This is a genomic window from Streptomyces sp. NPDC050703 (assembly GCF_040654435.1).
Classification (GTDB): domain Bacteria; phylum Actinomycetota; class Actinomycetes; order Streptomycetales; family Streptomycetaceae; genus Streptomyces.
The window spans coordinates 125,296-146,230 of sequence record NZ_JBFAHX010000020.1 but is presented as its reverse complement, the minus strand read 5'-3'; the positions used below and the strand labels follow the sequence as shown (position 1 = coordinate 146,230).

The window sequence follows — 20,935 nt, the reverse complement described above, 5'->3', positions numbered from 1 at the left end:
GTCATGTGGCGGAGCCACCTGTCCGGGGGCGCCGTGCGGCGAGCGGGCGTGCCGGGCGTCGGGGCGCAGGCGAGGGTTCAAAGACAGGCTCTGAGCCCGCGAGCACACGCCGCGGCCGGCCGCGGGTGAATCCTGCCCCGCGGCGGCCCGCGAAGCCCTACCGCAGGCGACGTGCGCGGAGCACCACGTCATCGGTGTGATGGGCGCCGGCGCCGCCGTCGGGTGCCACGCGCGGCCGCTGCTCGTCGACCTCGACCTTCCAGTCCTCGTCCAGGAGGGCGGAGACCATGGAGGGCCAGACGTAGTCGGCCGGGTCGAAGCCGCTCTCGTGGGCCTGCTGGGTGTCCATGCCCGCGTGGTGTACGAGGAGCAGCACCCCGCCGGGCGCCACGGCGGCCAGCAGCGCGCGCTCGGCAGCGGCGTCAGGCGTGCGCAGCAGGGCCGGGTACTGGGCGGACACCAGGTCGTAGGAGGCGGGACGGAGCCCCGCCTCCGTCAGTGCGGCGTGGACCCACTCGACGTCGACGCCGGCCTCCCGCGCGTGCCCGGCCGCCCGTTCCAGCGCCACCCCCGAGACCTCCAGTCCCGTCACGTCCCAACCGCGGCGCGCGAGCCAGATGGCGTCCGCGCCCTCGCCGCAGCCGACGTCGAGCGCCCGCGCGGGGGTGAGCCCGCCGGCCTCGGCCACGAGCGCGCCGTTGGGGGCGCCGCTCCACAACTGGTCTCGGTCGGCGTATCGGCTGTCCCACTCCGCGCGTACCGCCGGATCTCCGAGGTACCCGTCGGCGGGCGGGGCAGTGGTGGTGGGGGCGGGCGGCTGTCCCGCGGTTTCGTCGGTCACGGGCCCACCGTCCTCCAGTGCGCCGAGGTGATGCCACATTTGTTGCCGCTTCGGCAACACGACGTCCGGCGGGGGAGTGGCGCGTGGCACCTGCCGTCCCCGGCCTCGGGGTCCTTCACCTGCCATCGGTGCAATCGGATGATCCGGATACACGCCGCGTGGCGAAAGCGGCATTTGCCTCAATATCGGACCTATGGTGCCTGCATGCCCGCGAGGCCCTGTCCCGCGGAGATCGCATGCGGCGTCTTGAAGGGAATACGAAGATGATGGTTCGCTATGCCGTGAGTGGCTGTACGGCGGTAGCCCTTGCTTCGGTGGCGATGACCAGCTTTGCCCAGGCCGATTCCGGCAGCGTGCAGACGCCGTCCGTCATGGCGCCGAGGGCTTCGCTCTCCCCCGATGTGGTCAGGCAGGGGGAAAGGCTCACGGTGGGACTCGACGGCGCCTCAGGGGCGTGTCGTTCCGTGCAGGCCACATCCGATGCCTTCGTCAGGGCGGTGACGCTGACCAAGAGGGGCAACGCGGCGGCGTACTCGGGACGTGCCCTGGTGAAGGGGGCGGCCGCCCCTGGTCGCCACCAGGTCACGGTGAGCGGTACGGGCTGCGGCAAGTGGGTGTCCGGAACCACCCTCACGGTTCTCGCCCCCGCCAAGACGGTCAAGGGCAAGGTCATCGCGAAGACCGGGCTCAAGGTGCGGCAGCAGCCGACCTCCAACTCCGCGGTCACCGGGTTCTACAGCAGCGGTGAGACCGTCCACCTGATGTGCCGCAAGCCCGGACAGCCGGTCGGTGGCAACCGCACGTGGTACCAGGTGGGGATGCCCAAGGGCTGGATCGCCGCCCGCTACGTCAAGACCGCCGGGCCGGTTCCTGCTTGCAGGTGACCTGCCGGGCCGGAGCCCGACCCGTGCCGGACGAAGGCGGCGGGGCCGGACGCGAGACGCGTCCGGCCCCGCCGCCTTCGCGTGGCGCACGGTTCCGGCCGAGTTGCCCGGCATCCGCAGCGGCTCCGGTTCCGGCGCGCGGTCCGCCCACCGGGGGCCGAGGAAACCGGATCAAGAAACCGTGTCAGCGGCCGGCTGGCGCGAATGCGGTGGCCCATATCGCAGGCGCAGTAGGAGGGTTGACATGGATATTGGGCCGAACCTAGAGTCGCAAACATTCTGTGCATGCTAAACGGAGTGCCATTTTGTTATTGCGGGCCGGTTGGGGAACGGCCATGCCTGAAACAGGCCGTAAATAAGCAGCGCATTTTCGTGGCGATAGGGGTCGGCAGATGAAGAGAGTGCTCCTCACGACCGCTCCGAAGGAGGCTCTGGTCGAACCCGACGGCATCGGCGGGAACTGGTACGACCGGACCGACACTTATATGGCTTGGACCTGCGCGGTGGACCTGGAGGACCGGCTCTCCGTCACCTGTCCGCCCACCGGTCTCCGCTTCATCAAGCACAATGTGCCGGACGTGGAGATACTGGAGTACCCGACCTGGGACGAGTATCTCGGTGCCCTGCGTTCCGAGAAATGGGACATGGTCGGCATCAGCTTCTACACCTGGTCGACGCCCGTCGCGATCGAGATGGCCAAGGTCGCACGCGAGACCGGTGTGCCCGAGATATGGGCCGGCAACTACGGCGTCCTTTCCCCGGGAATCGACCCCTATTTCACCAGGAAGGTGAAGGGTGCGGGCGAGGCGCCGATCCACGAGTACGTCTACGGTACGCCGCTGCCACGCGTGCGGCACCCCGCCATGCTCGGCGAGAGCGGTTTCCGCGGACTGAAGTCCCCGGTGGGCTATCTGTATTCGAAGCGCGGGTGCAACATCGGCTGCACCTTCTGTTCGACGCCGATATTCAACCCCAAAGAAGAAGCCATCTTCATGGAGGACACGTACGCGGCGCTCGACGAGTACCGGGACTCCGACGTCGCCCACGTCATCATCTACGACGAGAGCTTCTTCCTCACCAACAACCTCGCCGAACAGGTCGTGGACGCACTGGCGGAGCGCGAGCTCCCGTGGATCTGCCTGACCCGGGCCGACCTGATCCGGGGCCGGATTCCCGAGCTGACCGACCGGTACATGGACGGGGCGATCGTCGGCATCGAGTCCTACCGGGACAAGAACATCGCCGACGTGAAGAAGCGCGACGACGTCTACAACGTCCGGCAGACCGTCCGCGAGCTGATCGACAACGGCCGCCGCGCGCTCGGCACCTTCATGGTCGGGTTCGCCGAGGACAGCGTCGAGGACATGCGGTACGACATCGAGCAGCTCTGCCAAGAGGAGCTGTTCGCCTGCCAGTTGACACTGCTCACCCCGTTCCACGGCACCCGCCTCTACCGGCAGATGGAACACCTGATCGACGAACCGGACCTCAGCAAGCACGATCTGTACAACCTGGTGTGGAAGCACCCCAAGATGAACCGCACCGAGGCACGCGACCTGCTCGCCTGGGCGCAGCGCCGGGTCAACGACCCGGAGCGCATCGCCGCCAAGCTCAAGCAGGAGATGAAGGAGAAGGTGCGGAAGGAGTTCGCGCGCCGAAACGGCACGACGTCGCTGAGCCCCTCGGGATCGGCGTCATGAGAAGCCTCAACATCCTCTGCGTACAGCTCGGATTCCATGAGGCGTATCCCGACGCGTCGACACTGGCGACCACGTACAACGACGGCATCTATTACGTGGCGTCGTTCGTCCAGCAGGAATACCCGGACGCCCGGGTCGAGATGTGCCAGATGTTCTGGGGCGAGAAGCCGGAGGACTTCCCTCTGGCCGAGTACGACTACATCCTGATCTCGGCACTGGCCACCCACTTCTGGTCGAACATCGAGACCATCGAGTTGATCCAGCACGCCAAGCGGTCCGACTGCGTGGTCATCATGGGCGGCCCGCACGCCGCGTTCGCCCCCTACGAGGCGCTGCGTTACGCCGACTACGCGGTGATCGCCGAAGGCGAGATCCCCGCCGTGCAGCTGATCAAAGCGCTGGAGGAGGGCGAGCCGCTCAGCCAGGTCGACAACCTGGCCTACATCGGTGCCGACGGCGAGCTGGTCCTGAACACGGTCGCCCGCTACGGGAACATCGCCACCGCCATCAACCCCAAGTTCCTGGCGCGCGCGCCGAAACTGCACTGGGCCACGGTCTCCATGTCCCGCGGCTGCCCGTTCGCGTGCTCCTTCTGCTACGCGATCCGTCTGCTCGGCAGGCGATTCCGCACCAAGACGGCGGCGGACGTCCGCGACGAACTGGACGCCATCTACGAACAGACCGGCTGCAACCGCTTCTACGTCACGGACCTGAACTTCACCACCCGCAAGGACTACTGCCGGGAAATCGCCGAGACCTTCCGGGACCGCGGCTACAAATTCATCGCCATGAGCCGGGTCAACCACGCCGACGACATCGACCTGGTACTCGACCTCAAGCGCTCCGGGTTCGACGAATACTGCCTCGGCGTGGAATCGGAGGACCCGAGCGTCCTCCAGGCGTTCAACAAACGTGTCGACCCCTCCGAGCAGACGCGGCGCCTGCTGCGGTTCGCCGAGAACGACATCGCCATCCACTCCGCGATCATCTTCGGTCTCGACGTCCAGGACCGGCAGGCGATCGAGGCCACCGCCCGCTGGTGCGCCGAGGCCCGCATCATGCACCCCGTGTTCGTGTGCCTCGCGGAGTACCCCTTCCAGAACCTGCTGTACGGGGCGCGCCAGGACGTGGAGGACCATCGGATCATCATGGAAGTACCGACGTACCAGCATTACTCGTTCGTCGGCATCTTCCCCCGCGAGATGCGCCCGAGCGCGTTGCAGCGCGGAATTCTCGACAGCTACGACATCTTCTTCAAGCGGGCGTTCGAGATCGAGACGCGGCCTCAACGACGGGCCCGCCTCAAGGCGTACGCACGCAGTGTGGACCGCGGCCGAGCCGGCATGCTGGAGCACATCAAGTTCCTCGAACAGCTGGAGAAGCCGTACTACACCGCGGCCGGAACCCTGCGGGAGAACGCCCTGAAGGCCGACTTCGACTCCCGGCACGGAGAACTCCGCGCGTGGCTGGCCCGTTCGGCCAGGTCCACCGACGTGGAATTCGTGAAGAAGTACGCGCGATGACGGCTCGATCCCGGGCGGACACCGTCATCGGCGCGCTGCTCGACAGCGCCGCCCGCACCCCGGACCGGCCGGCGTTCCACGTCATCGAGCGGTCCGAGGAGGAGTTCGCGCTCAGCTACGCCGACGTGTGCCGGCTCGTCGGCCGGACCGTGACCGGTCTCGACGCACACGGGATCGGGGAGGGCGAGCGCGTCCTCGTCGTCCTGCCCACCTCGCGGGACTTCCTCGCGGTCTACCTGGGCTGCCTCTACGCGGGTGTCGTCCCCGTCGTCGCGGCGGAACCGGTCGGCGACAACCCCCAGCACACGGCGGGCCTCCGCGGCCTCGCCGAACAGGCACGGGTCGGCGCGGTCATCACGGCCCCCGAAGCAGCGGACTCCCTCGCGTCGCTGCTGCCGGCCACGGTCACGACCCCCGACGCGCTCCGCGGCGAACCCCGCACGCTCGACGCCCCGCGGGCCACCCCCGCGTCGCTCGCCCACCTCCAGGCGACCTCCGGCTCGACCGGAGCGCCCAAGCTGGCCATGGTCCGGCACGGCAACATCACCGCCAACGTCCGAGCCATCGCCGAGGCGATACGCGCCAGACCCACCGACTCACTGGTGAGCTGGCTCCCCCTCTTCCACGACATGGGCCTCATCGGGATCTCCTACGCCCTGCACGCCCGTATCCCGATGGTGCTGTCGGACCCGGTCAACTTCCTGCGCAACCCGCTCTCCTGGCTGCGGTGGATCAGCCGCCACCGGGGCACGCTCTCGCCCGCGCCCAGCTCCGCGTTCCACATCTGCGCGCGGGTGGCCAAGCGGCGGCCCCCCGCCGACCTCGACCTGTCCTCCTGGCGGGTCGCCCTGTGCGGCGCGGAACCGGTGCACGAGGCCACGCTGCGCGAATTCCAGTCGGCGTTCGCCCCGTACGGCCTGCCGGAGACGACGCTCAGGCCCGTGTACGGACTCGCGGAGGCGACGCTGGCCGCCACCATCCCCGACGTCGGCCGCCCCTACTCGGTCGACCGCGTGGACGCCGAGGCCGTCGCGGCCAAGGGGCGTGCCGAGCCCCGTCCGCCCGGCGACCTCCGCAGCCTGGGCATGATGTGCGTGGGTCCGGCGATACCGGGCCACCGGCTGCGGGTGGTGGACGAGGACGGAACGCCGCTGCCCGACCGTGCCATCGGCGAGATCGAGGTGGCGGGCCCCAGCATCATCGACGGCTACCTTCCGGAGCGGGGCGCCGCGGCATCCGGTCCCCCCGAACAGCGCGCCGCGGAGACCGCCGTGGACGAGCGCCTCAAGCGCCCCGACGGCTACCTCCGCACCGGCGACCTGGGCTATCTGCTCGACGGAGAGCTGTACGTCACCGGCCGCCGCAAGGAGATCGTGATCATCTCCGGGCGGAACTACGTCCCCGACCAGATCGAGCGGTTCGTCGAGGCCGTCGCGGAGAGCCCGCGCACCCCCGCGGTCGTGGCGGTCGGCGTCCCCGACCCCATGCTGCTCACCGAGCAGCTCCATCTCCTGCTCGACGAGCGCATCGGCGAGGGCCGCGACCGGCGGACCATCACCGACCAGGTGCGTGACGCACTGGCCGAGGCGTTCGGCATCAGCGGCGTCACCTTCCACTGGATTCGGCGGGCGCAGCTCCCCAGGACCACGAGCGGCAAGATCCAGCGCCATCTCTGCCGAAAGATCATCGAGCAACGCCCGCCGTTCCGCCGTACCGACGAGCCGACCCGTGTGAGTTTCGAAGGGGGCACCTGATGCAGGACGCGAAGCAGGAACAGAAACAGGACCAGGAGCTTTTCGACAGGATCGTCAAGCACATCGGGGAGTTCGTCGAGGCCGACGTGTCCCACCTGACGCCGGAGTCGAACATCGGCAACTCCATCGAGGGCATGAGTTCCCTCAAGATGGTCGAACTGCTCCTCTTCCTGGAGGACTGCTTCGGTGTCGACTTCGACGAGTCCGTGATGGACGACCTGCAGACCATGCGGGATCTGGAGCAGTACATCCGGCGGACACTGGACGCGTCCGGGCAGCGGGCCTGACGATCCGGACCGACGTGGCGGAACATGGCGTGGTGGTCACCGGGATGGGTGTGCTCTGCCCGCTCGGCGCGACGGCCGACGAACTGTGGCAGGGCCTTGTCGCCGGACGTTCCGGTATCGCGCCGGTGACACGCTTCGACCCCGGCCGGTTCTACAGCCGCCACGCCGGTCAGATCGACGACTCCGTCATCACGTTCGCCCCGGGGCCGCTCCAGTTCGAGACCCCCCGCATGAGCGCCTTCGTGCGGTACGCGCTGTTCGCCGCCGAACAGGCCCTTGAGGACAGCGGTCTGAAGCCGGCGGCGGAGGGCCCGGCGGGGGCGCAGGCGGCGCACCGCCCGTGCCCGCCGGGGGGTGGCGTGTACCTCGGCGTCTCCATGGGGGGACTGCCCAGCATCGAGGCGGGTGTACTGCGCCAGGAAGAGCAGGGCGTACGCCGGACCAGTCCGTTCCTGATCCCCTCGCTGATCCCCAACATGGCGGCCAGCGTGATCGCGCTGCGAGAGGGCATCGAGGGGGAGCAGGTCACGGTCGCCGGTGCCTGCGCGAGCGGCGCCCAGGCGATGGGGCAGGCGATGCGCGCGATCCGGTCGGGCGCCCGCACCTGGGCGGTCGCCGGCGGCGCCGAGGCGGTCATCACCCCGATCACCTACTCCGGTTTCCAGGCGATGCGGGTGCTGAGCCGGTGCGCGGACCCGCAGGCCACCCCGCGCCCCTTCGACCGCTCGCGGGACGGCATCGTGGTCGGTGAGGCGGCCGCCGTCTTCGTACTGGAGGAACGCGGGCACGCCGAGGCGCGCGGTGCGGTGATCCACGGCGAGCTGACCGGCTTCGACGCCAACAGCGGGGGTGACAGCCTCACGGGTCTCTCGGCTCGCCACGTCATGCGGTGCATGGCCGGAGCCGTCGCCGACGCCGGTCTCGAAGCGGAGGCGATCGACTGCGTCTTCGCGCAGGCGTCCGGCATGGTGCACGGTGACGCCGCCGAGCTGGAGGCGTTGCGCGCGCTCACCGCGGATACCGGCCACCGGCCGGTCGTCACGTCGATCAAGGGGCACGTGGGGTACTCGTTCGCGGCGAACGGTCCGCTGAGTCTCGCCGGCGCCCTCATGGCGCTCCGCCATCAGGCCGTCCCTCCCACACTGCATCTGACGGAGACCGACCCCGAGTTCGACAAGGTCGACATCGCCCGCGAGGTGCGCACGACGAGATTGCGCCGCTGTCTGATCAACGCGTTCGGGTTCGGCGGGATCAATGCGAGCCTCGTCGTGTCCCTCGTATAGTCGTGCCGCCGCCCATGGAGGAGTACCGTGTCGACGCACTTCGAGAAGCTCACCCGTTGCTGCATGCAGTGCAAGATCTCCCGGTTCCTCGGCAAGACCATCGAGATCGAGGCGGCCGGCCGGGCACGGGTGGCCATCCCCTTCCACGCGGACCTCACCCAGAACGCGGACTTCCTGCACGCCGCCATGATGTTCGAGGTCGGGGACACGGCCGGGTTCGTCGCGGCCAACTCGATGGAGGAGACCTTCAGCGTCCTGACGGTCGATTACCACATCAACCTGGTCAGGCCGGTGCAGAAGGAGGGCATCCACGCCATCGGCACGGTGGTGACCGCGGGGAAGACCCTCTACGTGGCGCGCAGCGACATCTACAGTGACAGCGGCAGACTGGTGGCGGCCGGACAGGGCACGTACACGGTGTCGAAGATCCCGCTCACCGACCTCGACGGCTACGCGGACTGACCGGAGCCCGGTCGGCCCAGGAGGTTGTCCAGGTGGCAGTCCAGCACCCTGAGCGCCTCCTCGGGTGAACGCCCTTCCGCGGACCGCGACCGACAGCTGGAGCAGGCGTGCTGCACCTGCCCCCGTGGAGACGCCGGCCTCCACCGCGACCTTGCGGACACGACCACCGCGGGGTGCTCGGCGGTGTGCCGTTCGCGGGCGCCCTGCGCGTGTACGTGGCCGCCCTCGCCGTCGGCGCCGTACTCGCCGGCTGGGCGAAGGGCCGGGCCAAGGCCCTCGGTCATCGCGAACGCCGCGAGCTACCACGGGACCTCCCCGTCGTACGACGAGAGCACCCGACAACTGCTGGATGCCGTCCGGGAGTTGCGGGCCGACCTGGCCAGGACGCGGGCGACGGAACAGACCGCGGAACTCGACGAGGCCCTGGCCGACGCGGAGGACGGGATCACCCGCACCGGCAGCGCGGACGAGAGCCGCCTGCGGCGCCTGCGCGCGCTCCTCGCCGACGCGGCCTCGCTGACCACCGTGCTGACCTCGGCGGGGAACGTCGCCGGTCTCCTGGGGATGTGACGAGGGCCGCGATGACCGAACGACGGCGCTACTGGAACGAGGACTCCCAGCGCTGGGAGGACGTCGCCGACCGCGGCGGACCCCCCCGAAGTCACACCCCCGCCCCCGCCCCCGGCCCGAAGCGTGCCGCGGCGCGCGGGCCCGAGCCCGCGGAGGGCGCGGCGGCCACGCCGACCCTTCACTACCTAGTGGTACCGTGTAGTGGTACTCGGTACCACGTAGTACCGCTGGGTGGAGGAGGCGCGCGATGGACGACCTGACGGAGATGCTGAAAGGCACGCTCGAAGGGTGTGTGCTCGAAATCATCGCCGGCGAGGAGACCTACGGGTACGCCATCACCCGCCGGTTGAACGACCTCGGCTTCGCCGACGTCGTCGAGGGGACGGTGTACACCATCCTCCTGCGACTGGAGAGGAACAAGCTCGTCCAGGTGACGAAGCGGCCGTCCGGGGTCGGGCCGCCACGCAAGTTCTACGCGCTCAACGACGCGGGGCGCGACGAACTGGCGAAGTTCTGGACGAAGTGGCAGTACGTCTCATCACGCATCGACAGGCTCAGGGAGGGCGGGAGATGAACTTCTGGGAGACCGTCACGGGCAGTGACCTCACCCGGGACTGGAAGGCGTTCGAAGCCCGGGCGGAGGCCCTGCCGGACGACTACCGGGCGGCGTGGGACCAGATCAAGGTCCACCTCCTTCCCCACGGGGACTTCACGGGACGGAACCTCACCCCGATCCTCGACGCCGCCCTGGGGCTGCTCGAAGAGACGGCGCCGGAGGGGCAGGGCGTCCACGAGGTACTGGGCGACGACATCCAGGGCTTCTGCGCGGCGCTGGTCGGCGGGGAAGGGGCCCGAACCCATCGCGACCGGTGGCGCGCGCAGTTGAACAGGAACGTCGCACGGAAATTGAGCCGGCTGGGAGGCTGACGTGGGCATCCAGGACATCATCGAGGGCAAGAAGCAGTGGCGGGCGCACACGGCGCGGGTCAGGGCGCTCCCGCCGGACTACCGGATCGTCTACAAGGAGATGCAGAAGTACCTGTTCAAGGTCGGTCCGGTCGATCTGTCCGACGGCCCGCTGCTCCCCGGGATCGTCGACTTCTTCGAGGAGGGCGCCGCCGCGGGCAAGGGGGTCGTGCAGCTCATCGGCAGTGACGTCGCCGCGTTCTGCGACGACCTGGTCAAGGACTCACGCACCAACGCGGACGTCTACCAGGAGTCCCTCGGCAGGGAATCCGGTGCGGCGGGGAAATGACGTCCCCGCCGCGTGGGTTCGCTTCTCGCGGCGCGATGCGCACGAGCCGACTGCTGGTCAGGGTGGTGGTGGCAGTGGGTGAGGGGGGATCTCCACGACGGGTCAGGCGTGCGCGGTGGTGGTCGCTCTCGGCCGGCGCGTCATGAAGACGTCGATCGGGTCCTGGGCCTCCACGGTGAACCCGTGGCGCTCGTAGAGCCGCTGGGCCGCGCTGCCCTGCAAGACGTTCAAGGCCACGGTCGAGCCCTGTGCGTCGGTTCGCTCCAGCACCGTTCGGAGCACGGCCGAGCCGAGCCCTTGGCCCTGACGGTGCGGGGTGAGGTAGAAGTGCTCCAGCCACTGCCTTCCCTCGGTGGGTCGGACCGTGACGCAGCCTGCGAGTTCGCGGCCGACCATGATGACCGACGTGTGCTGCGGGGAGAAGGAATCCCTGAGCCGCTGTCGCACCCGCCGCTCGTCATAGCGCCCGAGGCGTTCCAGGTCCGCGCGCATGACCGTGGCCCGCAGCTCCGCGATCCCCTCGATGTCCGCTGCCACCGCACGCCGCAGCACCCAGCCCGCGGCGTGCGCCGACGCGTTCCCTGCAAGTAGCGGCATGTCGCATCGCGGACCGTTTCCGGTCCCCCCAGCAGTCATGGCCGGAGTAAGTCAGTCCCCCCGGGCTCATCACGCGACCGGTGCCCCGGCCCCCGCCGTCCCCCTCCTCGCCCCGGCCCGGTCGGGCAGGGCCGGCAGCTTGCCCATTCCGGCGAGCACGAACGGCTCGACCCGGTAGTACACCCAGGTGCCGCGCCGCTCGGAGGTGAGCAGCCCGGCCTCATCGTGGACGCCGACCGCGAGCAGCAGCCGTTCGTCGTCCATGTCGTCCACACCGACGGCCGCGAGGAGCGGCACTTCGCCCGCGGCCTCGACGAGCGCCTCCGCGCGCCCGTCGCGCTGGCGCCGCTGATCGACCCCAGGTCCGCTCCGTCGCCGCCGCCATCGCCGGTGACCTCGCCGCGGCCGACAGTGTCGACCTCACCCTCCCCGAGACCGGAGCTGCGGCGGCGCGGGCCTGTTCGACGCCCCTGACAGCCCTGACAGCCCTGACGCCCCTAACACCGCTGAGGCCGACAGCGGCGGCTGCTGCGCGCCGACGCCACGGCTCGTCCAGCTCGGCGACCCCACTTGAGGAAGCCGGTCAAGCCGGGGGCGCTAGCCTCACGCCCATGATCGTATGGCTCAACGGTACCCACGGCGCGGGCAAGACGACGACCAGCGCGCTCCTACAGCAGCTGATCCCGGTTTCCCGGGTGTTCGACGCCGAGAAGGTCGGCGAAACGCTCATGGACATCACGCCGAGGCTGCCCTGGACGGGCAACTTCCAGGACTGGGCGCCGTGGCGGCCGCTCGTGGTCCAGACCGCCCGGCACGTCCTCGACTACACCGGCGGCACCTTGGTGATTCCCATGACCGTCCTGGTCGAGCAGTACTGGCGCGAGATCAGCTCGGGTCTCGCGCGGTACGGCATTCCGGTCCGGCACTTCGTCCTCCACGCCGACCAGGAGACCCTCCGCGGGCGCATCGCGGGTGACACCGTTGTGGGCCCCGACTCCCCGTTCCGCCTGCATTACCTCGAACCCTACGCCGAGGCGGCCGCCACGTGGCTGCACGCCGAGGCCGAGGTCGTCGACACCACGCACCTCACACCGGGCGAGGCCGCCCAGCAGATCGCAGGGGCCGTCAAGGGCTGAGAGAACGGCCTTCCGGGGTCGGCCGCAGACCCCCGCGCTTCAGTAGCGCCACGGGACGGAACGAGACGGGACGTGGTGTGGTGTGACGTGCGTGACGGATGGCGCTAGAGGTGTCTGAGGGGTTCCTGAGGCCGAAGTGTGATGAACGGTTCATGATCGGGCACGTGAAGGAAATGCCCGACGTATCTGCACCCGTGATCAAACTGGTGCGGCGGACCACCGAACCCGTCGCGGCGCAGACGCTGCGTTCCACGGCCGCCGCCGTCATCTCCTTCGGCGTCGCCCTGATGGTCCTGCCCCCGCGACCCGCTCCCCTGACGGCTCCGCTGACCGCGCTCCTGGTCGTCCAGGTCACCCTGTACGCGACCCTCACCACCGGCATCCGGCGCGTGAACTCCGTCGTCGTCGGCGTCCTCATCGCCATCGGCTTCACCACCCTGGTCGGTCTGACCTGGTGGAGCCTCGGCCTGACGATCTTCACTTCGCTGATCATCGGCCGCTTCGTGCGGGTGAACGAGTTCGTGCCCGAGGTGGCGATCAGCGCGATGCTGGTCCTCGGTGTCTCCCAGGCCACGTCGGCGGCCTGGCACCGTGTCCTGGAGACGCTGATCGGCGCCGGGGTGGGCCTGCTGTTCAACCTGCTGTTCGCGCCTCCGGTGTGGACGCAGTCGGCGGGGACGTCCATCGACGGACTGGCGCGCGCGATGGGCGGCATGTTCCGCTCGATGGGAGCGGAGATCTCCGAGGGTCACATCCCCTTCCCCCGCGCGGCCGCCCGGCTGCACGAGGCGCGGCGCCTCGACCACGACATCGTGGAGGTCGACGCCTCGTTGCGCCAGGCGGAGGAGAGCCTGCGGATGAACCCGCGCGTACGGGAAGGGCTGCTGTCCCGGGTGGTCCTGCGGACGGGCCTCGACACCCTGGAGATCTGCGCGGTGGTGCTGCGGGTGCTGACCCGGAGCCTGACCGACCTGGCGAAGTTCCGCAGGCGGGAAGCGCTCTTCCCGCCGGACGTGTCGGCCGGCCTCCAGGAGCTGTTCGAGCAGATGGCCGAAGCCATCGAGAGCTTCGCCCGGCTGATCACCAGCCAGGTGACCGCCAACGCCGAGCAGGCCGAGGAACGGCTGACCGCCACCCTGGCCGCGAGCCGGGTCACTCGCGACCGGGTCGCCGACATGCTGTTGCAGGACGTGCAGGAGCACCCCCGACAGTGGCAGCTGCACGGCGCGCTGCTCGCCGAGATCGACCGCATCCTCGACGAGCTGGACCTCGACAAGCGCACCGAGCGCCTCATGCAGGAGCTGGACCGCCACTCGGCGGAGCTGAGCGAACGCCACCCCCGGCTCGCCGCCCTGCGTCGCCGGCTGCGCGGTCAGAGCGGCACGGAGCGGCGACCGGTCGTGGAAGCCTGAGAGCCCCTACCGCGTGACGATCGGGAAGCACGGGTCGGGCCGGTCGGTGAGTGACCCGAAGGTGAGCAGGGTCCGTACGTCGCCCTCGACCGTGGCATCGCCCCGGGCGATCGCGTCGGCGAACGTGGTGGCCCCGCTCATCACGGCGTCCAGGACGGTTCGCGGCAGCCGCAGCGTCACATCCGGGTCCTCCCCGCGCGGCGCGCCGCCCCGCATCGGGGTGAGCGCGCCGTTGGACACGAGAACGGTCCAGACCTCCGGCGTGCCGGGGCTCCCCGGCGCGGGCTCGGGTGCGGTGATCTCCCAGCGCAGGAGCATCCGGCCGGCCGCCGCCGCACGGGGGCCGTTGATCCGGACGGCCATGGACCGGAAGATCTGCTCGACGGTCAGGGCGGCGACGATGTCGGGTGCCCCTCGGGAGGGGGTGCCGCGTACGCCTTCCCGCAGCTCCATGGCGCCCATGAGGTAGAAGTTGCGCCACGGGCCGCACTCCGCCCCGTGGCCCAGCCGCTCGAAGGCCGAGGCCTGCAGAGCGCGGGCCTCCGCGTGCCCGGGCCGGGCGAGCAGCACATGGCTGAGCACCTCCGCGGTCCAGCGCAGGTCACCGGCTTCGAACGACGCGCGTGCCTTGTCGACCACCGCGTCCGCCCCGCCCATGAACGCGACGTACCGCTCCGCCCCCTCCCGGGGCGGGTGCTGCCACAGGTGCGCGGGGTTGCCGTCGAACCAGCCCATGTACCGCTGGTAGACCGCTTTGGCGTTGTGGCTGAGCGAGCCGTAGTAGCCGCGGACGTGCCAGGCGCGCTCCAGCGCGGGCGGGTAGCGCAGCTCCTCCGCGATCTCCGCACCGGTACGGCCCGCGTTGATCAGCCGTACGCACTGGTCGTGGAGGTAGGCGTAGGCGTCGCGCTGCTCCTCAAGGAACCGCACCGCCCGCTCCTGCCCCCAGGTGGGCCAGTGGTGGGAGGCGAACACCACGTCGGTGCCGTCGGCGAACAGGGCGAGCGTCTCCGTCAGATAGCGGGCCCAGGCGCTGGGGTCACGGACGAGGGCTCCCCGCAGGGTCAGCACGTTGTGCAGGGTGTGGCAGGCGTTCTCCGCCACGCACAGGACACGCAGTTCCGGCAGGTGGAAGTTCATCTCGGCGGGGGCCTCGGTGCCGGGGGTGAGCTGGAAGACCAGGCGCACGCCGTCGACGGTCTCCGTCTGTCCGGTGGCGGTGATGTCGAGGGTGGGCGCGATCAGCGAGATGCTGCCGAGCGAGGTGGTCTGCCCGAGACCGCAGCCGATCTGCCCGGCGGGTCCCTTGGGCAGAGCGGCGCCGTACATGTACCCGGACCGGCGCCCCATGGCCGGGCCCGTCATCACGTTCTCACCGGCCGCGTGTTCGAGGAATCCGGCGGGAGCGATCACAGGCACCCGGCCGGAGGCGGCTTCGGCCGGCTCGACGATGCCGCGCACCCCGCCGAAGTGGTCGACGTGGCAGTGCGTGTAGACGACGCCCGTCACGGGGCGCTCACCGCGGTGGGCCCGGTACAGGGAGAGGGCGGCAGCGGCCACCTCCGTACTGATCAGCGGGTCTACCACGATGACCCCGCGCCGGCCCTCGATGAAGGTGATGTTGGAGAGGTCCAGGCCCCGCACCTGGTAGACGCCCGGCACCACCTCGAAAAGCCCCTGCCGGGCCACCAGTCCGCTCTGCCTCCACAGCGACGGATGCGCCGTGGGCGGGCAGTCCTCCTCCAGGAAGGCGTAGGCGTCGGCGTCCCAGACCAGGCGTCCGGCGGCGTCGTGGACGGTGCCCGGTTCGAGCCGGGCGATGAAGCCCCGGGCGGCGTCCGCGAAGTCCTCGCCGTCGTCGGGCCCGTGGGCGGGGGAGGTGTGGTCCTGCGGGATGTGGCTCATGAGTGCTGTCTCGTCTCGGTGCGGGGGCCGGATGCGTCCTCGGGCGGGGGTCTCCTCGGACGAGGCTCACCGATAGTCTGTAAATTAGCAGGCAGTTTGTTCAGTAACGGTGAGCGTGTCAAGGCTTCCGTACACTGAGCTGTCGCCCACGGCAGGGGCCCGGGGCACGGTGAGGAAAGAGGGGGACGGCGTTGGCCGAGGACAGGCGCGTCCGCAAGACGCGCAAGGCGCTGCGTGACGCTCTGGTGGAACTCGTGATCGAGCGGGGGTTCACCGCGCTGAGCGTCGAGGACATCACCCAGCGGGCCGACGTGGGCCGCGCGACCTTCTACAGCCACTTCCGCGACAAGGACGAACTCTTCGCCCGGGTGACCGCGGACCTCCTGGCCGAACTCGACGTCCGGCTCCGCCCCGCGGTGCAGGACAGTGCGGTGGGCTTCACGGGCAAGCCCATCCTGGAGATGCTGCGCCACGTGCAGGAAGAGCGCGACCTCTACCGGATCGTGCTGCGCGGGGAGGGGGACGGCAAACCGCTGCGGATGTTCACGGAGGCCTGCGCCCGCGTCGCCGCGCAGGAGTTCCGAGGCCGCTCCGAGCGCAACGCGGTCGAACCGAGGATCGACCCCGATCTGCTCGCCAGGGCCTGGGTGGGCGAGCAGATCGGGGTCCTGCAGTGGTGGGTGGAGCAGGAAGCGCCCCCCATGCCGGCCGAGGAGGTCGTACGCATGCTGCTCGACCTCGCCCTGCGCGGCCGCTACTGGGCCACGGGCTTCGACGCGCCCGCCTGAGGCGCCGGGGCGGGCACCGCCGGGGAGTTCAGCCTCCGGGCGTCCCGCTCGGGGTGGATGGTGGCGATCGCCAGCAGCCCGCATACGGCCATGACGCCCGCGGACAGCAGGAACGCCGCGGTGTAGCCGGCCGTCTCCGTGGCCGCGCCGTCGACGAGGTGACCGGTCAGATACGGGACGAAGAGGCCCGGCAGGGTGCCCGAAGCGGCCACGACACCGAAGACGGCGCCACGGCGGCCGTCCGGCACGACCGCCGCCGTGGTGACGTAGTGCAGCGGGAGAGCGACCGCGTGGCAGCCGAACGCCACCGCGATCAGCAGCAGCTGCGCCGGCCTCCCCGCGGCGAAGGGCAGCAGGGCCAGCGCGCCGCCCGCGACCAGGACCGCCGCGCCCTGCGAGACGCCGTCCGCGCGCCTGCTGGACACGCCGCGGTGCTTGAGGCGGTCGACGTAGGCGGGCACGGACAGCAGGAGCAGCAGGCTGACCACCGACACGCCGCTGATGACGGTCGAGGCGCCGGTCGCGGTCATGTCCACCTGCGTCTGCAGGTAGACCGGCAGCCACGCGCTGGACAGGGCGAGTGCCCAGTGGGACCCGAAGGCGCTGAGGATGCCGCCCGTCACGGTGCCGTTCGTCAGCAGGGTCCTCAGGGGCGGGCCCGCCGCGCGCGACGGACGGCCCGCTGCCCCGGCCGGCTTCCGCTCCTCGCCGAACGGCCCGTCGTGCCCCACGAAGGGCCAGAGCAGGCACCACGCGGCGCTGATGAGCGTGAGGGCCACGAACGCCGAACGCCAGCCGTGGTCCACGATGAGCCAGGTCAGCAGCGGGGCTGACACGGCGGTCCCGAGCGCGGCGCCACCGATCTGCAGCGCGGACGGCAGGCCCCGCCGCCCGGTCGGGAACCACTTGTACAGGGCGTGCATGGACATGGAGGCCGCGGGCCCCTCCGCCATGCCGAGCAGGACGCGCCCGGCGATCAGCGAGGGCACGGCGGCCACCAGCAGGACCGGGAGCTGGGCGACTGCCCAGAGCGCGGCCATGGCGAGGAGCAGGACGCGACTGGAGATCCTTGCCGAGAAGAACCCGACGACGAGCCCGGACAGGCTGAACAGGAGGTAGAAGGAGCTGGAGATCAGCCCGTACGTGCTCTTGCCGATGCCCAGTTCCTCCATCAGCGGCACCGCCGCGAGCCCGAGGACGGCCTTGTCGGCGTGACTGATCATCATGAACGCCACGATCATGGCGAGGACGACCCATGCCCGGCGTTCAGGGCGGGGCGCCGTGTCGCCGGGCCGTGGCGAAGGCTTCGACGATGCGAGGGGCGCGCCCTCGGCGTCGGTGCCGGTGCCGGTGCCGGTGCCGGTGTCGGTCTCGGTCTCAGTTCTGGTGGAGCGTGGCACGGGACTCCTTGCGGCGCGGGGAACGCGGCATCTCGCGTAACTGAACAACCTGTCCATTAGGGTGCTGCTAGTTCGGCAACGTAAACGGCCGGGGCGAGAAGGTCAACGGTTCCGACGGGGTCACCACGCCGCCGCAATGCCGGTGCAATGCCGGCGCAACGTCCCGGTGCCGTGCCCTTCCTCGACGGGGCGACGACGCCTGCGGCGCGAAGGCCCCGGAGAGCTACCGGGTGTTGCGGTGAGAGCAAAGTGGCGGTACCCGCCCCAGGCGGGTACCGCCGGGGACTTCAGGCGGCGCGGCAGACGTCCAGCCGCTCCGGCGACGGCTCGTATCCCGCCGCCGTGTAGGCGGCGACGGCCGCCGCGTTCGAGCTAGGGGTGGCGACCAGCGCGCTCGACGCACCCATCTCGCGCAGTGCCGCCGCGGCGGCGACGCTGATCGCCGTCCCATGGCCGCGACCGCGATGGTCGGCGTGGACGCCCATCGGCTCCAGCAGGCCGGGCTTGCCGGGTCCGGCCGACCAGACCGTCGCCGCGGCCACCGCGTTGTCCCGCTCGTCGTAGCCGATCAGGCAGCGGGCGTCGGAGTAGACCGGCCCGGCCGCCAGGACGTGCCACACCTCCTCGGTGAAGACCGGACTGCCGAACGCCGAGCGGTGCACCGCGGTCCGCGTCCCCGCCGTCCGCGGACCCGCCACCTCGATCCGCAGGCCGCAGCCCTCCACCGGCTCGGAGAGGTCGCGGCGCAGCGGCGTCCACGGCTCGTCCGGATGCCAGCCGGCCTCCAGGAGGACCTCGCGGACCAGGGCGCCTTCGGGGATCTCGACACCGGCCTTCCCGGGCGGCAGGACGCCGCGCCCGGGATCGTCGAGGTCCGCCAGCAGCTGACGCGCCAGCGCCTCGTCCCGTCGCAGGTCGGGCGCGGTCGTGAGGCGGAGCACATCGGGACCGTCCAAGTAGCCGACGGCGATGACCCGCCCGTCCTTGCTCCAGGTGCGGACGGCAGCGGCCAGCCTCTCGGCCCCCAGCGCCCAGGCCCAGCCGAGGTCCCCCGGGTGCAGTTGCAGCGGTGTCCGGTCGTCCTGCCACGCGCGGAGCGCGTCCACGGCCCCGGTCAGCCCCTCGACGCCGGGCTCGTTCACAACGATCGTCATGCCCCGATCCCACACCACCGCGCCCACCGGCCACACCTGGTTTTCCCGCGGGCGCCGCGCGTCCGTCTCAGTGTGTCCAGTACTGGTTGCCGCGGCCGTTGCACGTCCACTGGACGACACGGGCGTTGTCCGCGCCGCTCCCGCCCCGCACGTCGACGCGCTTCCCCCCCCGTCGGTCAGTGATGTCGACCTCCACGACGCCAGGCCACACGGCACAGGGCGTCGTCCCGTCGTCGGTTGACGCCGGCCTCCGACCGCCGCGGTAGGCGCACCTCTCCTCCACCCGGCGCGGTAGACCGCCGGGTCGAGCTGCCTCCACGCCCGGCGGGGAACCACAGCCGGCAGCCACCGGACGCGGGGCGGGGCGTCGATCACGGCGACCTCCTCGCGCCGCGGCCCCGGGACCCGGCGGCACACGTGCGCGTTCCGCCGCGTGCAACCACGCACCCCCGGCACCCGGTCCTCACCGTCATGACAGCCCATCGAAGGCCGCGTTCCGTCCCGGACGATCGGGAGCTACGGCTGTGGAGGGTCGGCCGGGCGCTCACCCTCGCCTTCGCCGCCGCGATCCTGGTCGCGGGCGGCGTCTTCTACGGACTGGTGGCGCTGCTCGGCTTCAGGGAGCTCGACTCCACCGCGAGGCTCGACGCGAAGACGCTCTTCGACCTGGTGAAACTCTCCTTCGGAGTGGTCGCGGGAGCCGGTGCCCTCGTCGCCCTGGTCGTCGCCTACCGCCGCCAGCGCGTCGACGAGGCGGGCGCGCACCGCGACGCCACCCGGCTCCACACCGAACGCTTCTCCCAAGCCGTCGACAGACTCGGCTCCGACTCACCCGCGGTCCGGCTCGGCGGGGTCCACGCCCTGGCCGGTCTCGCCGACGACGCCCCCGACGACAATCTGCGCCAGACGTGCGTCGACGTCCTGTGCGCCTACCTCCAGCTGCCCTTCACACCCGACCCCGGCGACGCCGAACCGGCCCACCAGGACGAACACCACCGCTACTTGGCCCTTCGCAAGGTCCGGCACACGATCCTCGGCCTCATCGCCGACCACTACCGGCGCCCCCAGGGGACTCACCGCTCCTGGCAGGGCTGCGACCTCGACCTCACCGGCGTCACCATCGACTGCGACATGGACTTCAGCGACGCCGTCTTCTCCGGCGGCGCGGTCAACTTCAGCCGGGCGGTGTTCTCCGGGGGCGCGGTGTCCTTCACCCGGGCGGAGTTCTGCGGCGGTGCCGTGTACTTCGGCGACGCGGTGTTCTCCGGCGGTTCGGTCCACTTCAGCGGGGCGGTGTTCTCCATGGGTACGGTTCACTTCGGTAACGCGGAGTTGTCCGGTGGCTCGGTGTATTTCAGTGGAGCGGTCTTTTCCGGCGGGACGGTTCACTTCGGAGACGCGGTGTTCTCGGGCAGCTCGGTCCACTTCAGCGACGCGGTGTTCTCCGGCGGTGCCGTGCACTTCGGCGACGCGGTGTTCTCGGGCGGCACGGTGAACTTCCGCGGAGCGATCTTCTCGGGCGGCACGGTGAACTTCCGGGACACGATGTTCTCCAGCGGTGCCGTCTACTTCAGCGGAGCGGTGTTCTCCGGGGGAGCGGTCCACTTCACCAGGGCGACGGGCCCGGCTCCCAACGGGCTCGCCACCGCGGTGGGGACGCCTGCTCCCTCGACGGTCGTCCTTGCCTCCGTGTGGCTCCGCGGCCGGAATCGTTAGATCACGGGTTGGCTCAAGCTCTCGACAGAAGGTGCGAGACAGGCGTATACCACCTGTCGGGAGGAATGTCCCGCTCCGGGAGAGGGACCGCGCCAGTTCATGGCGGCGAGAAACAAACGCAGGTACTTTGGCTGCCATCGGTGTGACCGATGTGTGAATCGGGGGGAACGTGCAGACAGGTATTGAGGCGGGGCCACTTGCGCCCGAATCGGAACGGCTTGCACCTCAAGGGGACAGTTCGCTCGCGACGTTGATCGGGCAGGACGAT

The 20,935-nt window shown here is 70.4% G+C and carries 22 protein-coding genes and 1 pseudogene; 16 read left to right on the top strand and 7 right to left on the bottom strand.

What is annotated here, in order from left to right; all coding sequences use genetic code 11:
- Positions 1–157 precede the first annotated feature (157 nt).
- A complete protein-coding gene (locus AB0I16_RS20070; protein ID WP_363250778.1) occupies positions 158–841 on the bottom strand; it encodes a class I SAM-dependent methyltransferase in 684 nt (227 codons plus the stop codon).
- A gap of 464 nt (positions 842–1,305) precedes the next feature.
- Here AB0I16_RS20070 and AB0I16_RS20065 point away from each other — a divergent pair, with 464 nt between their 5' ends.
- The 11 genes from AB0I16_RS20065 (at position 1,306) to AB0I16_RS20015 (ending at position 10,559) form a co-directional block, all read left to right on the top strand.
- Positions 1,306–1,725 carry an SH3 domain-containing protein gene (locus AB0I16_RS20065; protein WP_363250777.1) on the top strand — a complete coding sequence of 140 codons (420 nt, stop codon included), beginning with the start codon at positions 1,306–1,308 and terminating at the stop codon, positions 1,723–1,725.
- A gap of 392 nt (positions 1,726–2,117) precedes the next feature.
- Positions 2,118–3,425 (top strand): radical SAM protein, encoded by a 1,308-nt coding sequence (locus AB0I16_RS20060; RefSeq protein WP_363250776.1) that lies wholly within the window; start codon positions 2,118–2,120, stop codon positions 3,423–3,425.
- Positions 3,422–4,948: a radical SAM protein gene (locus AB0I16_RS20055; RefSeq protein WP_363250775.1), complete on the top strand. Its 1,527-nt coding sequence runs from the start codon at positions 3,422–3,424 to the stop codon at positions 4,946–4,948. The genes AB0I16_RS20060 and AB0I16_RS20055 overlap by 4 nt, the downstream gene beginning before the upstream one ends.
- Positions 4,945–6,702, top strand: a complete 1,758-nt coding sequence (locus AB0I16_RS20050) for an AMP-binding protein (RefSeq protein ID WP_363250774.1) — start codon at positions 4,945–4,947, stop codon at positions 6,700–6,702. The genes AB0I16_RS20055 and AB0I16_RS20050 overlap by 4 nt, the downstream gene beginning before the upstream one ends.
- Positions 6,702–6,989, top strand: a complete 288-nt coding sequence (locus tag AB0I16_RS20045) for a phosphopantetheine-binding protein (protein WP_363250773.1) — start codon at positions 6,702–6,704, stop codon at positions 6,987–6,989. The genes AB0I16_RS20050 and AB0I16_RS20045 overlap by 1 nt, the downstream gene beginning before the upstream one ends.
- A gap of 14 nt (positions 6,990–7,003) precedes the next feature.
- Complete coding sequence (locus tag AB0I16_RS20040) at positions 7,004–8,272, top strand: beta-ketoacyl-[acyl-carrier-protein] synthase family protein (protein WP_363250772.1); 1,269 nt, start codon at positions 7,004–7,006, stop codon at positions 8,270–8,272.
- Positions 8,273–8,299: 27 nt separating this feature from the next.
- Positions 8,300–8,734 carry a PaaI family thioesterase gene (locus tag AB0I16_RS20035; RefSeq protein WP_363250771.1) on the top strand — a complete coding sequence of 145 codons (435 nt, stop codon included), beginning with the start codon at positions 8,300–8,302 and terminating at the stop codon, positions 8,732–8,734.
- Positions 8,735–9,097: 363 nt separating this feature from the next.
- Positions 9,098–9,304, top strand: a complete 207-nt coding sequence (locus AB0I16_RS20030; protein ID WP_363250770.1) for a hypothetical protein — start codon at positions 9,098–9,100, stop codon at positions 9,302–9,304.
- A gap of 247 nt (positions 9,305–9,551) precedes the next feature.
- Complete coding sequence (locus AB0I16_RS20025; RefSeq protein ID WP_363250769.1) at positions 9,552–9,878, top strand: PadR family transcriptional regulator; 327 nt, start codon at positions 9,552–9,554, stop codon at positions 9,876–9,878.
- On the top strand, positions 9,875–10,231 hold the full coding sequence (locus tag AB0I16_RS20020; RefSeq protein ID WP_363250768.1) for a DUF1048 domain-containing protein: 357 nt from the start codon (positions 9,875–9,877) through the stop codon (positions 10,229–10,231). The genes AB0I16_RS20025 and AB0I16_RS20020 overlap by 4 nt, the downstream gene beginning before the upstream one ends.
- A 1-nt stretch (position 10,232) precedes the next feature.
- On the top strand, positions 10,233–10,559 hold the full coding sequence (locus AB0I16_RS20015) for a DUF1048 domain-containing protein (protein WP_363250767.1): 327 nt from the start codon (positions 10,233–10,235) through the stop codon (positions 10,557–10,559).
- Between the two features lie 102 nt (positions 10,560–10,661).
- On the opposite strand, the gene AB0I16_RS20010 is transcribed toward AB0I16_RS20015, so the two are convergent.
- Together AB0I16_RS20010 and AB0I16_RS20005 are read right to left on the bottom strand one after the other, a co-directional pair.
- Positions 10,662–11,156, bottom strand: a complete 495-nt coding sequence (locus tag AB0I16_RS20010) for a GNAT family N-acetyltransferase (RefSeq protein ID WP_363250766.1) — start codon at positions 11,154–11,156, stop codon at positions 10,662–10,664.
- A 69-nt stretch (positions 11,157–11,225) separates the two neighbouring features.
- Positions 11,226–11,453: a hypothetical protein gene (locus AB0I16_RS20005; RefSeq protein ID WP_363250781.1), complete on the bottom strand. Its 228-nt coding sequence runs from the start codon at positions 11,451–11,453 to the stop codon at positions 11,226–11,228.
- 9 nt (positions 11,454–11,462) lie between these two features.
- Between AB0I16_RS20005 and AB0I16_RS20000 the strand changes: the two are divergent.
- The 3 genes and pseudogenes from AB0I16_RS20000 to AB0I16_RS19990 all read left to right on the top strand — a co-directional run.
- Positions 11,463–11,730: pseudogene (locus tag AB0I16_RS20000) on the top strand (hypothetical protein); the annotation flags it as partial.
- A gap of 37 nt (positions 11,731–11,767) precedes the next feature.
- On the top strand, positions 11,768–12,292 hold the full coding sequence (locus AB0I16_RS19995) for an AAA family ATPase (protein WP_363250765.1): 525 nt from the start codon (positions 11,768–11,770) through the stop codon (positions 12,290–12,292).
- 173 nt (positions 12,293–12,465) lie between these two features.
- On the top strand, positions 12,466–13,704 hold the full coding sequence (locus AB0I16_RS19990; protein WP_363250780.1) for an aromatic acid exporter family protein: 1,239 nt from the start codon (positions 12,466–12,468) through the stop codon (positions 13,702–13,704).
- 6 nt (positions 13,705–13,710) lie between these two features.
- Here the strand turns inward: AB0I16_RS19990 and AB0I16_RS19985 are convergent, their stop codons facing one another.
- Entirely contained in the window at positions 13,711–15,609 is a 1,899-nt protein-coding gene (locus tag AB0I16_RS19985) for an alkyl sulfatase dimerization domain-containing protein (RefSeq protein WP_363250764.1), read from the bottom strand.
- A gap of 191 nt (positions 15,610–15,800) precedes the next feature.
- Here AB0I16_RS19985 and AB0I16_RS19980 point away from each other — a divergent pair, with 191 nt between their 5' ends.
- Positions 15,801–16,397 (top strand): TetR/AcrR family transcriptional regulator, encoded by a 597-nt coding sequence (locus AB0I16_RS19980; RefSeq protein ID WP_363250763.1) that lies wholly within the window; start codon positions 15,801–15,803, stop codon positions 16,395–16,397.
- On the opposite strand, the gene AB0I16_RS19975 is transcribed toward AB0I16_RS19980, so the two are convergent.
- From AB0I16_RS19975 to AB0I16_RS19965, 3 genes are all read right to left on the bottom strand, one after another.
- Positions 16,364–17,797, bottom strand: a complete 1,434-nt coding sequence (locus AB0I16_RS19975) for an MFS transporter (protein ID WP_363250762.1) — start codon at positions 17,795–17,797, stop codon at positions 16,364–16,366. The two genes, AB0I16_RS19980 and AB0I16_RS19975, sit on opposite strands and share 34 nt — an antisense overlap.
- Positions 17,798–18,084: 287 nt before the next feature.
- The gene (locus tag AB0I16_RS19970; RefSeq protein ID WP_363250761.1) at positions 18,085–18,951 is read right to left on the bottom strand and encodes a GNAT family N-acetyltransferase; all 867 of its coding nucleotides are present in this window, start codon (positions 18,949–18,951) and stop codon (positions 18,085–18,087) included.
- A gap of 67 nt (positions 18,952–19,018) precedes the next feature.
- The gene (locus AB0I16_RS19965; protein WP_363250760.1) at positions 19,019–19,147 is read right to left on the bottom strand and encodes an RICIN domain-containing protein; all 129 of its coding nucleotides are present in this window, start codon (positions 19,145–19,147) and stop codon (positions 19,019–19,021) included.
- Between the two features lie 275 nt (positions 19,148–19,422).
- Here AB0I16_RS19965 and AB0I16_RS19960 point away from each other — a divergent pair, with 275 nt between their 5' ends.
- The gene (locus AB0I16_RS19960; protein WP_363250759.1) at positions 19,423–20,667 is read left to right on the top strand and encodes a pentapeptide repeat-containing protein; all 1,245 of its coding nucleotides are present in this window, start codon (positions 19,423–19,425) and stop codon (positions 20,665–20,667) included.
- The last annotated feature ends 268 nt before the right edge of the window (positions 20,668–20,935 follow it).

Bases quoted from the DNA above. Each gene is read 5' to 3' on its own strand.
- AB0I16_RS19985 (WP_363250764.1), bottom strand. From the start codon at position 15,609: ATGAGCCACATCCCGCAGGACCACACCTCCCCCGCCCACGGGCCCGAC.
- AB0I16_RS20060 (WP_363250776.1), top strand. From the start codon at position 2,118: ATGAAGAGAGTGCTCCTCACGACCGCTCCGAAGGAGGCTCTGGTCGAA.
- AB0I16_RS20020 (WP_363250768.1), top strand. From the start codon at position 9,875: ATGAACTTCTGGGAGACCGTCACGGGCAGTGACCTCACCCGGGACTGG.
- AB0I16_RS19990 (WP_363250780.1), top strand. From the start codon at position 12,466: ATGCCCGACGTATCTGCACCCGTGATCAAACTGGTGCGGCGGACCACC.
- AB0I16_RS19970 (WP_363250761.1), bottom strand. From the start codon at position 18,951: ATGACGATCGTTGTGAACGAGCCCGGCGTCGAGGGGCTGACCGGGGCC.
- AB0I16_RS19995 (WP_363250765.1), top strand. From the start codon at position 11,768: ATGATCGTATGGCTCAACGGTACCCACGGCGCGGGCAAGACGACGACC.
- AB0I16_RS19960 (WP_363250759.1), top strand. From the start codon at position 19,423: ATGACAGCCCATCGAAGGCCGCGTTCCGTCCCGGACGATCGGGAGCTA.
- AB0I16_RS20050 (WP_363250774.1), top strand. From the start codon at position 4,945: ATGACGGCTCGATCCCGGGCGGACACCGTCATCGGCGCGCTGCTCGAC.
- AB0I16_RS20025 (WP_363250769.1), top strand. From the start codon at position 9,552: ATGGACGACCTGACGGAGATGCTGAAAGGCACGCTCGAAGGGTGTGTG.
- AB0I16_RS20045 (WP_363250773.1), top strand. From the start codon at position 6,702: ATGCAGGACGCGAAGCAGGAACAGAAACAGGACCAGGAGCTTTTCGAC.
- AB0I16_RS20010 (WP_363250766.1), bottom strand. From the start codon at position 11,156: ATGCCGCTACTTGCAGGGAACGCGTCGGCGCACGCCGCGGGCTGGGTG.
- AB0I16_RS20055 (WP_363250775.1), top strand. From the start codon at position 3,422: ATGAGAAGCCTCAACATCCTCTGCGTACAGCTCGGATTCCATGAGGCG.